The 12,357-nt window shown below is 37.8% G+C and carries 15 protein-coding genes and 1 pseudogene; 10 read left to right on the top strand and 6 right to left on the bottom strand.

Translation table 11 applies throughout. From position 1 onward, the window contains the following. Genes K1I53_RS04450 through K1I53_RS04440 form a run of 3 tightly spaced genes read left to right on the top strand, consistent with a single transcriptional unit; the run spans position 1 to position 2,154 of the window. Positions 1 to 795, top strand: coding sequence for a transporter substrate-binding domain-containing protein (locus tag K1I53_RS04450; RefSeq protein ID WP_223328548.1), 795 nt, complete (start codon positions 1 to 3; stop codon positions 793 to 795). Between the two features lie 12 nt (positions 796 to 807). Then, on the top strand, positions 808 to 1,485 hold the full coding sequence (locus K1I53_RS04445) for an amino acid ABC transporter permease (protein ID WP_223328547.1): 678 nt from the start codon (positions 808 to 810) through the stop codon (positions 1,483 to 1,485). Between the two features lie 9 nt (positions 1,486 to 1,494). Continuing rightward, positions 1,495 to 2,154: an amino acid ABC transporter permease gene (locus K1I53_RS04440; RefSeq protein WP_198459951.1), complete on the top strand. Its 660-nt coding sequence runs from the start codon at positions 1,495 to 1,497 to the stop codon at positions 2,152 to 2,154. Positions 2,155 to 2,457: 303 nt separating this feature from the next. Here the strand turns inward: K1I53_RS04440 and K1I53_RS04435 are convergent, their stop codons facing one another. Genes K1I53_RS04435 through K1I53_RS04425 form a run of 3 tightly spaced genes read right to left on the bottom strand, consistent with a single transcriptional unit; the run spans position 2,458 to position 4,056 of the window. Further along, entirely contained in the window at positions 2,458 to 3,108 is a 651-nt protein-coding gene (locus tag K1I53_RS04435; protein ID WP_033583466.1) for an ABC-2 transporter permease, read from the bottom strand. Next, on the bottom strand, positions 3,108 to 3,842 hold the full coding sequence (locus tag K1I53_RS04430; RefSeq protein ID WP_223328626.1) for an ABC transporter ATP-binding protein: 735 nt from the start codon (positions 3,840 to 3,842) through the stop codon (positions 3,108 to 3,110). Before K1I53_RS04430 ends, K1I53_RS04435 begins: the two co-directional genes overlap by 1 nt. Position 3,843: 1 nt before the next feature. After that, a complete protein-coding gene (locus tag K1I53_RS04425) occupies positions 3,844 to 4,056 on the bottom strand; it encodes an AbrB/MazE/SpoVT family DNA-binding domain-containing protein (protein WP_223328546.1) in 213 nt (70 codons plus the stop codon). Positions 4,057 to 4,373: 317 nt separating this feature from the next. Between K1I53_RS04425 and K1I53_RS04420 the strand changes: the two genes are divergently transcribed. From K1I53_RS04420 to K1I53_RS04400, 5 genes and pseudogenes are all read left to right on the top strand, one after another. After that, a complete protein-coding gene (locus K1I53_RS04420; protein WP_223328545.1) occupies positions 4,374 to 5,357 on the top strand; it encodes an ROK family protein in 984 nt (327 codons plus the stop codon). A 100-nt stretch (positions 5,358 to 5,457) separates the two neighbouring features. Continuing rightward, positions 5,458 to 6,519 carry an MFS transporter gene (locus K1I53_RS04415; protein WP_263285123.1) on the top strand — a complete coding sequence of 354 codons (1,062 nt, stop codon included), beginning with the start codon at positions 5,458 to 5,460 and terminating at the stop codon, positions 6,517 to 6,519. 230 nt (positions 6,520 to 6,749) lie between these two features. Then, positions 6,750 to 6,866: pseudogene (locus tag K1I53_RS04410) on the top strand (NAD(P)H-dependent oxidoreductase); the annotation flags it as partial. Positions 6,867 to 7,175: 309 nt separating this feature from the next. Beyond that, complete coding sequence (locus K1I53_RS04405; RefSeq protein WP_223328544.1) at positions 7,176 to 7,571, top strand: VOC family protein; 396 nt, start codon at positions 7,176 to 7,178, stop codon at positions 7,569 to 7,571. A 19-nt stretch (positions 7,572 to 7,590) separates the two neighbouring features. Further along, complete coding sequence (locus K1I53_RS04400) at positions 7,591 to 8,373, top strand: DUF4037 domain-containing protein (RefSeq protein ID WP_223328543.1); 783 nt, start codon at positions 7,591 to 7,593, stop codon at positions 8,371 to 8,373. Positions 8,374 to 8,659: 286 nt separating this feature from the next. Here K1I53_RS04400 and K1I53_RS04395 read toward each other — a convergent pair whose 3' ends face one another. The 3 genes from K1I53_RS04395 to K1I53_RS04385 form a co-directional block, all read right to left on the bottom strand. Continuing rightward, positions 8,660 to 9,682 carry a YdcF family protein gene (locus tag K1I53_RS04395; RefSeq protein ID WP_223328542.1) on the bottom strand — a complete coding sequence of 341 codons (1,023 nt, stop codon included), beginning with the start codon at positions 9,680 to 9,682 and terminating at the stop codon, positions 8,660 to 8,662. Between the two features lie 74 nt (positions 9,683 to 9,756). Further along, a complete protein-coding gene (locus K1I53_RS04390; RefSeq protein ID WP_223328541.1) occupies positions 9,757 to 10,194 on the bottom strand; it encodes an Rrf2 family transcriptional regulator in 438 nt (145 codons plus the stop codon). A gap of 56 nt (positions 10,195 to 10,250) precedes the next feature. Beyond that, positions 10,251 to 11,093, bottom strand: a complete 843-nt coding sequence (locus K1I53_RS04385; RefSeq protein WP_223328540.1) for a metallophosphoesterase family protein — start codon at positions 11,091 to 11,093, stop codon at positions 10,251 to 10,253. Between the two features lie 197 nt (positions 11,094 to 11,290). On the opposite strand from K1I53_RS04385, the gene K1I53_RS04380 reads away from it, so the two are divergent. Both K1I53_RS04380 and K1I53_RS04370 read left to right on the top strand, forming a co-directional pair. Beyond that, positions 11,291 to 11,665, top strand: a complete 375-nt coding sequence (locus K1I53_RS04380; RefSeq protein ID WP_223328539.1) for a hypothetical protein — start codon at positions 11,291 to 11,293, stop codon at positions 11,663 to 11,665. A gap of 303 nt (positions 11,666 to 11,968) precedes the next feature. Then, complete coding sequence (locus K1I53_RS04370; RefSeq protein ID WP_223326175.1) at positions 11,969 to 12,346, top strand: hypothetical protein; 378 nt, start codon at positions 11,969 to 11,971, stop codon at positions 12,344 to 12,346. The last annotated feature ends 11 nt before the right edge of the window (positions 12,347 to 12,357 follow it).

Below are 12,357 nucleotides of genomic sequence, written 5' to 3'. Positions count from 1 at the left end.
ATGAAAAAGAAATTCTTTTTATCCGCATTATTGATTAGCCTTTTCAGCCTTGCTGCTGCCAAACCAGTCCAGGCCGATACTAGCGTCGCAGACATTCAAAAAAGGGGCGAACTAGTTGTTGGTGTCAAACAAGACGTTCCGAATTTTGGCTACAAGGACCCCAAGACCGGTACTTATTCTGGTATCGAAACGGACTTGGCCAAGATGGTAGCAGATGAGCTTAAGGTCAAGATTCGCTACGTTCCTGTTACCGCTCAAACCCGTGGCCCACTTCTTGACAATGAACAGGTCGATTTGGATATCGCGACCTTTACCATCACAGAAGAACGTAAAAAACTCTACAACTTCACCATTCCCTACTATACGGACGCTTCTGGTTTTTTGGTCAATAAATCTGCCAATATCAAAAGCATTGAGGACCTAAACGGTAAAACTATTGGGGTTGCCCAAGGATCCATCACCCAGGGCTTGATTACTGAACTGGGCAAAAAGAAAGGTCTAACCTTTAAATTCGTCGAGCTTGGTTCCTACCCAGAATTGATTACTTCCCTTCACGCTCACCGTATTGATGCCTTTTCTGTAGACCGTTCTATCCTGTCTGGCTACATTAGTAAACGGACAGAACTACTAGATGATAGTTTTAAGCCATCTGACTACGGTATCGTCACCAAGAAATCAAACACGGAACTAAACGACTATCTTGATACCTTGGTCACTAAATGGAGCAAGGATGGTAGTTTGCAGAAACTCTATGACCGTTACAAGCTCAAACCATCTAGCCACATAGCAGATTAAGGAGGACACCCCATGACAGATTTATCATCTTGGACAGCCTATTTTCAGGATTTTGGACAATTTTTCAATGGTTTCCTCTTCACTCTTGCCCTAGCGATTGGTTCCTTTATCCTCGCCATGGTTTTGGGCATCTTCTTCGGAGCCATGTCAACCAGCAAACGCCCATTCTTGCGCGTTTTGGCTCGTATTTTTGTCGAATTTTATCAAAACACTCCCCTCTTGGTGCAGTTTGTCATCGTCTTCTATGGTTTGCCTCTTATCAGTGACCATACCATCATGATTCCGATTTATTGGACAGCTGTACTTTGTGTGGGACTCTATCACGGCGCCTATATCGCTGAGGTTATTCGTTCAGGGATTCAGTCTATTCCTAGCGGTCAGATGGAGGCCGCCTTGTCCCAAGGTTTTACCTATGTCAGTGCCATGCGCTTGATTATCTTGCCTCAGGCCTTCCGTATCATTCTCCCTCCATTAACCAACCAAATTGTTAACCTCATCAAGAACACCTCTACAGTTGCCATCATCTCTGGAGTAGACTTGATGTTTGTGACTAAATCTTGGTCTGCTCTCAACGGAAATTATATTCCAGCCTTTTTAGGTGCTGCTCTTCTCTACTTTGCCCTATGCTTCCCTGTTGCCCAGTTTGGTCGTAAGATGGAGCAAGCCAACAAAAAAGCCTATTCACTTTAGGAGGTTACTATGGAATCTATTTTAGAAGTTTTGACCCCAGATAACCTAGTCTTTATCTTTAAAGGATTTGGCTTAACCCTTTACATCTCTTTGATTGCTATCATTCTCTCTACCCTTATCGGAACTGTGCTAGCTGTTATGAGAAATGGGAAAAATCCTGTCTTACGGATCATCTCCAGCATTTATATCGAGTTTGTACGTAACGTTCCCAACCTCCTCTGGATTTTCACCATCTTTTTGGTGTTTAAGATGAAGTCCACACCAGCAGGTATCACTGCCTTTACCCTCTTTACCTCAGCAGCCCTGGCTGAGATTATCCGAGGTGGTCTCAATGCCGTGGACAAGGGCCAGTACGAAGCAGGAATGTCGCAAGGATTCACCTCTGCGCAAATCCTCTACTACATCATTCTCCCACAAGCGATCCGAAAAATGCTGCCAGCCATCATTTCTCAGTTTGTAACTGTGATTAAGGATACCAGCCTTCTCTACTCTGTTATCGCTCTACAAGAACTCTTTGGCGCCAGCCAAATTCTCATGGGCCGTTATTTCGAACCAGAGCAGGTCTTCAGTCTTTATATCCTGATTGCCTTGATTTACTTTATCTTTAACTTTGCCATTTCTAGCCTGTCTCATAAGCTAGCAAAACGTTGGCAACAAGCTGCAGAATAAAAAAAAGAAATGTGAACGTCTATTTTTCGTTCACATTTTTATATTTTCATTCAGGCGGATTGTCCCAATAATCGTCAACATCATAGCCAATCATAATAAATCCAACAGGAATTTCACCATCATAGGTACCAAACGGAAATAAAAATTTATTTTGCTACTCTGATACCTACAATTTTGGTATTTCCCATACATTTTTTCCATATAAAACACTGTTCTAACAGCTCCACAACTTTTAATTCTTTATCAGTACCATTTTCTATTGGATTTTCTCCGACAAAATACGGACACTTAATGTATTCAATTTTATAAATCAATTCTTTCGAAGTCTTTTATAGCTTTCTGATAAGAAAACCAGGTGCATAAGTTAAATATGGCAACACCAAAAAGTAATATTACTATCTGTGGTACGTTCAAATTTGAAGAATCATTCAAACTTTCTAATCCAGGAATATGGTGTAATATCTCTCCCACGAATATTATAACAGTTGCGACTGCGCAGAATAGGATAAAAGGCTTCCCAATCTTATAAGCTGTTTTAAAAAAGCCTTCGAGAAAAACACTGTTAAAGGTTGCAAATACAAGCATTATATAGCCAAGATATGCAGCATTTGCATTCATCAACGGATTTGTCACATACGGTGTGGCATCTCCTAAGAGTCTCATCCGAATAATCGTCAGAAAAAGACATAATATGAAAGCTATGCACTCGATAGATAAAACAAATAAATATTTAGACGTAACCACATCTTGTTTTCTAACTGGCAACATGACCGTGTAGGTGATGTCATCACATTCTCGAACTTGTTGATAAGTATAAAAAATACCAAGACAGATAAAAAAGGAACCGACAAGAATAGGATACCTTGGAATCATCGTAATAGCTGAAAAAGTTATAAACCAATAGCTCAAAGGATTTGCTGTTAGTTTCATTTCTTTATAGAGAAGTTTTCTCATCACAAATTCACCTCTTCCCTTTCAATATGCACCATAATATCTTCAAGTGTGGATTTCTGCCCTATTTCTTTCGTGTAATGACTGATAAAATCCTCTTTTCTCTCAGATAAAAGCAATTCACCATTTTTTATATAAGTAATAGTATCTGCACACTTCTCTAAATCACTAGTAATATGAGTAGAAAACAAGATTGCTACTCCTTTTTCTGCTAGTTTTCGAAAGATTTCATTCATCTCATCTCTAGATACTGGATCAAGTCCACTGGTTGGCTCATCTAAAATCAAAAGCTTAGCATGATGAGAAAGAGCTAAAGTAAGATAAAATTTTACTTTCATCCCCTCAGACAGTTCCATAATTTTCTTATTTTCATCAAGCTTAAATGCATCAAGATAATGACGATACGATTCATCATCCCAGTTATCATAAAAAATACGAGTAATGGCGACAATATCCTTTAATTTTTTTCTTTTATAATAATTGGTTCCTCCCACTGCATAACCAATTCGTTGTTTGATTTCATCTTCATTATCCAGATAATCCATTCCAAGAATACGGACATTCCCTGCATCTGGATGAACAAGATTTAGAATGGATTTAATCGCTGTAGTCTTACCTGCTCCATTCCTACCGACAAATCCCATAACCTCACCTGATTTAATATGAAAACTTATAGGTTTCAATTCAAATGCTGAGTATTTTTTTGTAATATCATTTACCTCTAAAACATACTTCATTTTATTCATCCTCTTTCTCTTCAAAAGCAATTTCCATCAAGTGAGCAAAGGCTCCCTTCGGCGGTATGGCAATTCCACGCTTTTCATCACCAAGAAGCAGAATCGTATCACCCGGTTTGATATTAAAAACATCGCGCGCCTGTTTTGGTATTACTATCTGACCTTTTTCTCCAACTGTAGCTGTCCAAGCATATTTACCTTTTGGTTCTTTCACAACCACCACCTCCTTTAAGTATGATTTGTATAACTAATTATACCACTTGTCCTAAATAATACAAGTGCAGACTACATCCAGTTGCCATCATAATAAAATGCTCGTAAAAATCTGTACCACTCATCCCAAAACTAAGAAGGAAAAAATTTCATAAGCACATTGATACCATAAATCAAAAACAGCATTATCCTTTCCTACAAGAGAGGACCACTCCTAAAATTAGGAAAACGAAACTAAGATTTTTAAAAATATCTTATTGCAAACAAAAATATAATATGCTACAATACTTTTGACAAGACGTGTCGAAAGGTAGAGAATTGGCAAAAATAATTGATTTAAAGCAAGAAAATATTCACAAAGTACGATCCTGTTTTTATCAAGGAGGAACATGGACCAAGAGTCAGTTATCCAGTCAAACAGGAATTTCTCTGGCGGGAACTACCAATATCTTACAAATATTAGAGAATAGTGAAGAGATTGAATTTGTAGGGAATGCCTGTTCAACTGGTGGTAGAAAGTCAAAATTGTATCAATTAAGAGAAGATCATATCCATATTGGAACTATTATTCTTAGTCACATCTTTTCTCAATACAGAATACGTGCAAACTCATTTAATCTGGGAGGCCATTCAGTTTATGAACAAATTTTAGTAAGTCCCACAGGGACATTAGATGAAATTCGCAATGTAGTAAAAAAACTAATTACTAGTGATCCACTGATTCAGGTATTAGTGCTTAGTTTTCCTGGTATTATTGGAGAACAAGGAGAAATTATCTATTCTGATTTTGAACATATCAATCAAAAAAATCTTCTAACGTCACTTTCATCCCTTACAACGATACCCATTGTTTTAGAGAATGATGTTAATGTTGCTTCTCTTGGTTATTGTAGTGTTCACCCAGAATTTAGAACATTGGCTCTTCTTTATCAGCCAGATACAGATTTTGCTGGTTCTGGTATTATCATCAACAAAAGATTACATCGTGGAAGAAATGGTTTTGCAGGGGAAGTTGGCTATCTCATGAATGGATATAAACCTGCAGATCGCCAATCACGTTCAAATGACTTCACATTTCTTTTGTTAAATCAGATAACAGCATTAACATCAGTCATTGCTCCAGATGCTATTGCATATTATTGTCCATCTTTACAAGAAAATATAAAAATTTCTGACACCTATCTTCCTAAAGAATTCCAACCAATCCTTGAAAGATTGACTGAGATAGACCCGTTCATACTGAACGGAGTTCAATCAATTGGAAAAAACAAGATTCTAGAAATCAAAAGAAGAGCAATCTAACAAGGAGAACTAAATGATTTCGTTGTTGTTAGCGGTTATCTACCTGGCTTTTATTAGTTTAGGCTTACCTGATGCTATTTTAGGAAGCGCTTGACCAAATATGTATCGTGGCTTAAATTCAACTATTACCGGGGCAGGCTCCATCTTTCTGATTATTTCTGTTTGTACAATAATTTCTTCTTTAAATGCAGATAGAGTAATTCATAAATTTTCTACAGCTAGAGTGACAGCAGTTTCGGTAGGGCTAACTGCTTTATCCTTATTTGGTTTTTCTTTTTGTCAAGAATATTGGCAGCTGTGCCTATGGGCTATCCCCTATGGTCTTGGTGCAGGAGCAGTTGATAGCGCACTGAATAACTATGTAGCATTGCATTTTTCTTCTAAGCATCTATCTTGGCTACATTGTATGTGGGGGATAGGGGCTTCTATCGGTCCTTATATCATGGGAATGATTTTGTCAAGTGGTTACGACTGGCCTGTCGGTTACAGAATCATTGGAATCATACAGGTTATATTAACAACTATTATATTTATTTCTTTACCCTTATGGACTGCAAAAGAACAAGGGATGGACTTAGAAGATAATAGGGATATTCTTTCAATTTCCCAAGCCTTAAAACTTCAAGGTGCCCCTCAAATTTTGCTTTGTTTTTTTGGATACTGCGCTCTTGAACAGACGACCGGACTTTGGGTAGCTAGTTGGTTGAATGTGGTCAAAGATATTCCGGCAGAAACGGCAACATCCTTTGCTTCAATATTTTACATAGGAATCACTGGTGGCAGAGCAATTTCTGGTTTTATTGCAGAAAAACTTGAAGATAAAAATATGATTCGCCTAGGGTTCATTTTAATCTTCATAGGTCTGATTCTCCTTACCTTCAGTTTTCATTATACAATTGCCTTAATAGGGCTTGCTACTATCGGCCTTGGTTGTGCACCGATTTATCCAAGCATTATCCATTCTACTCCAGAGCGTTTTGGAAGGGAAAATAGTCAGAGTTTAATCGGCATTCAGATGGCTTCTGCCTATATCGGTTCCGCCTTTATACCAAAGCTTTTTGGAATCCTAAGTGATGTCACCAATATTTCAGTTTATCCGTTCTATCTTTTGTTCTTTCTATTCCTGATGTTTATCATGCATGAGTGGGCTGAAAATAATTAATAGTGTAGAAAAATATCGATAAGAACTTTTTAACAGTCAATTGGCTTATGAATCGGTGGAAAAATAGGTATTTCACCTAGAAAAAGTGGTTTTGGCTATACCATGTCAATAATTAGTGGAAAATATAAATGGAACATTCAATTATCAATAGATCTTGGAATAAGGAAATCTCCAGAAGAATATACAATTCACGAATTATATAAAGAGAGTAAACATTAGTTGAATCACATCAAAACTTAGTTTTTCAATTTCCTATATTTAATTTCTCTAGTCCGTCGTTATTAAAAAAATGGATAGACGCTATATTAATTTGTAGTTGGTTCTATGGTAAAAAATGGGGGAGATAAATTAGAAGATAGAAAAATCGCATTGGCGGTATCTGCTAGTATCTAGGAAAAGGATTATCAATCTGACGGGAAATACCATTATACTCTTGAACAAGTCTAGTTCCCTTTAAGATTTTATTGTCGTGGACATTATCGTGATTTCTTTGCTTTTTATGGTTCAAAGAAGATACTCGATAGAACATATTTTCTACAAAGGGAAAAATTGAAAAAAGCGCTTCGGATGTATTGACTTCACTCCTTATTCCATTTTATCTTATCGTTTGATATTTTATCAAAGATAGCTATAACTTAACAAGAAAGGATAACACAATGACAATCTCTATTGAACACGTAGGTGTTTGGGTAAATGACTTAGAAAAAATGAAATCTTTTTATGAGAAATACTTTAATGCCGTTGCAACGAAAAAATATTATAATCCTAAAACGGAATTCTCATCTTACTTTTTGAATTTTGAAAATGGTGCACGTTTAGAACTTTGTCATCGCCCAGATATCGTAGAAAAGAATAAAAATGGTTTTGGATTTTACCATTTAGCTATTGCTGTAGGAGACAAAGTGGATGTTGATACATTTGCAAAACGCTTTGAAGAAGATGGTTTTTCTATTCAATCCGGTCCAAGAACAACTGGTGACGGGTACTATGAAGCAGTTGTATCTGATCCCGAAGGTAATTTATTAGAACTAACAACACATTTAAAATCGTAAAATAAAAAGGAGAAAAGTAATGATCCACGAACTTTACAAAGAATTCTCTCAACTGGAGCAAGTAGAAGCTATCGCTCTTGGTGGTTCTCGTGCAGGACAAGCCTACGATCAAAATTCTGACTATGACGTTTATGTCTATCTAAACTCTTCTATTGATGAGGCGATTCGACGAGATATCTTGAGTAAGTATTGTTCTTATATGGAAATTGGAAACCAGTTTTGGGAATTAGAAGATGACTGCGTACTAAACAACGGTATCGAAATCGAGTTGATTTATCGTTCGCTGGAGTCGTTTGAACAAGAACTGAACTCAACTGTTTTTCAGCATCAAGCTCAAAATGCTTATACAACCTGTATGTGGCATAATCTACTCCACAGCAAGATTCTATACGACCCGAATGGACGCTATGCTTCGCTTCAAAAGACTTACCAGATTCCCTATCCTCAGGAACTTAAAAAACATATCATTGAAAGGCAACTCCTTTTGCTAGACCAGACCATGCCTGCCTTCTCTCATCAAATCGAAAAAGCTATCAAACGTCAAGATCTTCTTAGCATGAATCATCGTACAAGTGAATTTTTTGCTTCCTACTTTGACTTGCTGTTTGCCCTCAATGAGCAAACTCATCCCGGTGAAAAACGAATGCTCGACTATGCTAAGAACAATTGCGCCCTCCTCCCCAAACAATTTGAAGAAACTATTCGCGACTATTTCCAACTACTCTACCAACCGCAACAAGGAGAACAAGCGATCGTAACCTTACAAACTATCCTGAAGGAACTAAAAGCCATTTTGCCATAGACCAAAAAGAAAATGTGAACCTCTGTTGCTGTTCACATTTTTATTTGTCGTTGACTGTAAAATTCTAGTCTACTCATATTCAGTTGCCTATTTTTGACTCTCTCTGAAAATCTGCAACTAGGTTAGAAATTGTTCAATTGATTGACGAGCAATCATAAAGCCGTTCCAAAAACCGCACTCACAATCACTTACCCTGCTCTTTCATTACTAGTGACAATTTTTCCCTTAGGGTTACTACAAGATCTTTTAGAGATTCTAACAAGAATTACAATATGAATTTTACATATTACCATAGAACACCTCTATAAGAGAAAATCAGAGCTAAAATTAATAAAATATAAAAGGCAACAAAGAGCCATTTCATTTTTACACAAAGAGCTACATACTCACGAATAAAGGCTGAGGGAATATAATAACCAGCTGTCCGACAAGCCAAGCCATCTCCTTTCATACGGAGTTGTCTAGCATAGGTACTGGTCCGAAAAACATGGTAGTCATTGGTTACAAAGAGAAAACGTGGACTTGCCACCAGTTTCTCTCCCATTTCTTTTGAGAAGAGAAGATTCTCATAGGTCGTGGTCGAGCTTTCCTCTAGGAGAATGGCTTCTCTCGGAACATCCGTTTCTTCCAGCAAATAATTACAAATTGCCCGAGCTTCGGAAATCTTCTCGTCCCCACCTTGACCTCCACTGGCGATGAGTTTAACGTTGGGATTGGACGACTGACGATAAGCCTCTACAGCCTTGTCAATACGACTCTTGAGCAAGGGAGTTACTTTTTCTCCATTCAACAAGCCTGCCCCGTGAATGATGATAAAATCATAATGTTTTTTCTTAGGAATAAAAAGATACAGAATAGAATAAAGCAGAAATCCTGCAAAGGCAAAGCCGAAAATCAAATACGAATAAATCAGAAAGAAAAAGAAAATATTCACTAGATGATTGGTGTAGAACAAGCCATTGGTATCGCTCATTCGAATCGCCATGATCACAAAAAAGAACAGAATCACGCACCCTAGCCCCAGAGACAAATAATTTGCCTTGGATTTCCCTTCTTTTTTCAATAACACAAATCCATTATAAATAAGGAAAAAACCACTTAGAAAAACTAAAAGAGGCAGCAGGAGAAAAATCACTGCAAAAAAAATCATGTGCACTTCTTCCTGTCCAGCTTCATAAAAAAGATTGGCAATAGACAGGTAAGAAAAGAGCAGAGATAAAAGCAAGAGAGCTGGATTCCAGAGACTGCGATTGTCCCTAAAAAATGAAATCAAAAAAAGTAGGACGAAAAATCCTGTAATAAAGTACATAGTCTCCTCCTTTGATGACTACATTGTACCATAATTATGAATTATGGTAATAGAAAAAGAGGAGCCTAGCCCTCTTATTTTACTATTCTTGCTTCTGCATCTGCCACAACCTGAGCCAAACTCGTCTGACGAAGCTGGTTTTCCATCGCTAATTGGATATCTAGCAATTTTTGATCTAAAACTTCATGAATATTGGCCCCTACTGGACAGTTGGGGTTGGGATTATCATGGAAACTAAAGAGTTTACCAGTTTTTCCAAGGCATTCTACCGCTTGATAGACGTCTAAAAGCGTGATCTCATTTAGATCTTTGATAATCTCGGTACCGCCCGCTCCACGCGCAACCGATATCAGCTCTGCATTTTTGAGTTGGGACAAGGTTTTACGGATAATAACTGGATTGACCCCAACACTAGCAGCCAAAAAATCACTGGTAACTTTTGTTTTCTTCCCTTCTAGAGCGATGATAATCAACATATGCGTCGCAATGGTAAATCGACTTGAAATTTGCATCTTCTCCTCCTTTCACATCCTATCTGATATCCATTATACCCTTTTACGTTGTAATGTCAATTATTACCACTATCCAACCATGCATCCAACTCGGCATCATGCCCTTGTTCTTGAGCAATTTCATACAGAAGTTCCTGATTATGAGTGTGGTGAATCCCATTTACCAAACTTTCATAATAGACCTGAAAATAAGGAAGCTTTAAATCCTTAGCCAGCTGCAACTCAGCCTCTACATCATAATCCACTCGACGAAAATCAACATCAGCTAAGCCTGTCTCATCAAACTCTAAGATCATATACTGGGCACGTAGGTCCTTACGCAACTGCGCATCTAAAAAGAAGGGTTGCCCAATTGATCCTGGATTGAGAAGCAACTGTCCGTCACTTCCATAACGAAGCAACTGTTGGTGAATATGGCCATATACTGCGATAGAGGCATGCGGTTCCGTCACCAACCTATCAAAATCTTCTTGTTTTCCCGTATGAATCAACTCTCTACCCCAGTTTTTATCAGGAAGATGATGAGTGATTCCTACCGTCAAATCACCGAACCAACGATGAACTTGCATGGGTTGATTGTGGAGGTCTTCGATTTCTTCAGGATTAATCTCTTCTAAGATATACTGGCATTGGCGTAGGAGATAGCGATGACTAGCTTTTGTTAGATCTAGCTTGCGATGCAGGCCTCGCCAGAGACTATTCTCCCAATTTCCAAGAACTCTAGCAGTGATGGGCAAGCTAGCCAAGAGGTCCAAAATCCTTCTACGTCCTGTTCCAGGCATAAGAATATCCCCTAAAAGCCAGTACTCATCTACCGTTTCCGCTTTTGCATCATCCAGTACAGCTTCCAAGGCGCTTGTATTCCCATGTATGTCTGAAAGAACTGCTATTTTCGTCATTCTTTCTCCTCATTTCCTCTTACTTCTTCTGTTAGTATTATAGCAGAAAACACTGCAAAAAATCACTATCACTGATCACTGGATTCAATTGTAAGAGCTTCCAAATCGTGCTATAATATAGGTAGAGAGTTCCCCTTCATTTAGGATTATGTGGTCTTCAACATCTCTCAATTTTTGTAGATTGGAGGACTATTGCCATGCGGAAATATCTTAAGTATATTCCATACTACCTTGTCATATTCTTCTTTTACTGGCCCCTCTATGAGTTGCTTTTATTGCTGATATCTGATCCTTATACGCTAAAAGGGCTTTACATTTATAACATCATCCTCTTTTCACCTTTGGCAACCTTTATCGTATCCCTTCTTTATAGCTACCATTTCCAATTCTCACTGTGGTGGCTGCTCGGTATTGCTCTTCTCTATTGCTTTACCATCATTACTTTCAATGAATTCATTCTCGTTTATTTCCTAGCTTATGAACTCTTTGCCCTACTTGGTATGGCTTCAGGTTCAGGTATCAAATACATGCTCCAGCAAGGAAAAAATAAAAAACTTTCACAAAATCCTTGAAAATTCTCGCAATCATGCTATAATAATGCATAGAGACAAGTCACTTAGTCCCTTTCTACTAGAGAGTGCGTGGTTGCTGGAAACGCATAGAGAGCCTAAACTGATACTACTCTACTGACTTTTATGAAAACATAAAACGGTGGCCACGTTAAAGCCAATCAGAGGTGTAGGTCTTTTTGACTTGCATAAATGAAGGTGGAACCACGTTACGACGTCCTTTCGAGGATGTCGTTTTTTGTTTGGAGAATAGAGATATTGTCAGGTTAAATGAAACATAGCTAAGAAAAGAAGATGGAGGTTGATATGAATAAATCATTGTCTTGGGTGATTCCCTGTGCCTTCCTTATAGTCTATGTATGGCTAATGAAAACTCTCAGTCTATGGGGATTGGAGTACATTGTTGTCTTTTCATTTTTTGCATTTGTTCCTCTTTTACCATTTCTTGCTCCTTTCCTTGGTATCTTAATGTTTTTTAAGAAAAAGAAACTCATCCTATCAGGATATTTTCTAAGCCTAACTGCTGGTATTTATTTGGTTAATGCTATAAGAAACTATCCACTAAGGATTTACATGGAAGGTGAGATGACTGATGAACAATACTTGTCTCTAATCCTTTCTTTGGTGTGCTATCTATGTATTTCTACGCTTTTCTTTATTTTCAGACTGAAAAAGTTAAAATGAAATTGATTTAG

Source organism: Streptococcus oralis (assembly GCF_019929365.1).
Lineage (GTDB): Bacteria > Bacillota > Bacilli > Lactobacillales > Streptococcaceae > Streptococcus > Streptococcus oralis_BT.
Note: the sequence above shows the minus strand (reverse complement) of the source record. Positions and strands in the feature narration are given on the sequence as shown.

Excerpts from the sequence above, each read along its gene's own strand:
- K1I53_RS04435 (WP_033583466.1), bottom strand. The coding sequence starts at position 3,108 with ATGAGAAAACTTCTCTATAAAGAAATGAAACTAACAGCAAATCCTTTG.
- K1I53_RS04400 (WP_223328543.1), top strand. The coding sequence starts at position 7,591 with ATGATCCACGAACTTTACAAAGAATTCTCTCAACTGGAGCAAGTAGAA.
- K1I53_RS04430 (WP_223328626.1), bottom strand. The coding sequence starts at position 3,842 with ATGAAGTATGTTTTAGAGGTAAATGATATTACAAAAAAATACTCAGCA.
- K1I53_RS04390 (WP_223328541.1), bottom strand. The coding sequence starts at position 10,194 with ATGCAAATTTCAAGTCGATTTACCATTGCGACGCATATGTTGATTATC.
- K1I53_RS04405 (WP_223328544.1), top strand. The coding sequence starts at position 7,176 with ATGACAATCTCTATTGAACACGTAGGTGTTTGGGTAAATGACTTAGAA.
- K1I53_RS04440 (WP_198459951.1), top strand. The coding sequence starts at position 1,495 with ATGGAATCTATTTTAGAAGTTTTGACCCCAGATAACCTAGTCTTTATC.
- K1I53_RS04395 (WP_223328542.1), bottom strand. The coding sequence starts at position 9,682 with ATGTACTTTATTACAGGATTTTTCGTCCTACTTTTTTTGATTTCATTT.
- K1I53_RS04415 (WP_263285123.1), top strand. The coding sequence starts at position 5,458 with ATGTATCGTGGCTTAAATTCAACTATTACCGGGGCAGGCTCCATCTTT.
- K1I53_RS04385 (WP_223328540.1), bottom strand. The coding sequence starts at position 11,093 with ATGACGAAAATAGCAGTTCTTTCAGACATACATGGGAATACAAGCGCC.
- K1I53_RS04445 (WP_223328547.1), top strand. The coding sequence starts at position 808 with ATGACAGATTTATCATCTTGGACAGCCTATTTTCAGGATTTTGGACAA.
- K1I53_RS04380 (WP_223328539.1), top strand. The coding sequence starts at position 11,291 with ATGCGGAAATATCTTAAGTATATTCCATACTACCTTGTCATATTCTTC.
- K1I53_RS04370 (WP_223326175.1), top strand. The coding sequence starts at position 11,969 with ATGAATAAATCATTGTCTTGGGTGATTCCCTGTGCCTTCCTTATAGTC.
- K1I53_RS04450 (WP_223328548.1), top strand. The coding sequence starts at position 1 with ATGAAAAAGAAATTCTTTTTATCCGCATTATTGATTAGCCTTTTCAGC.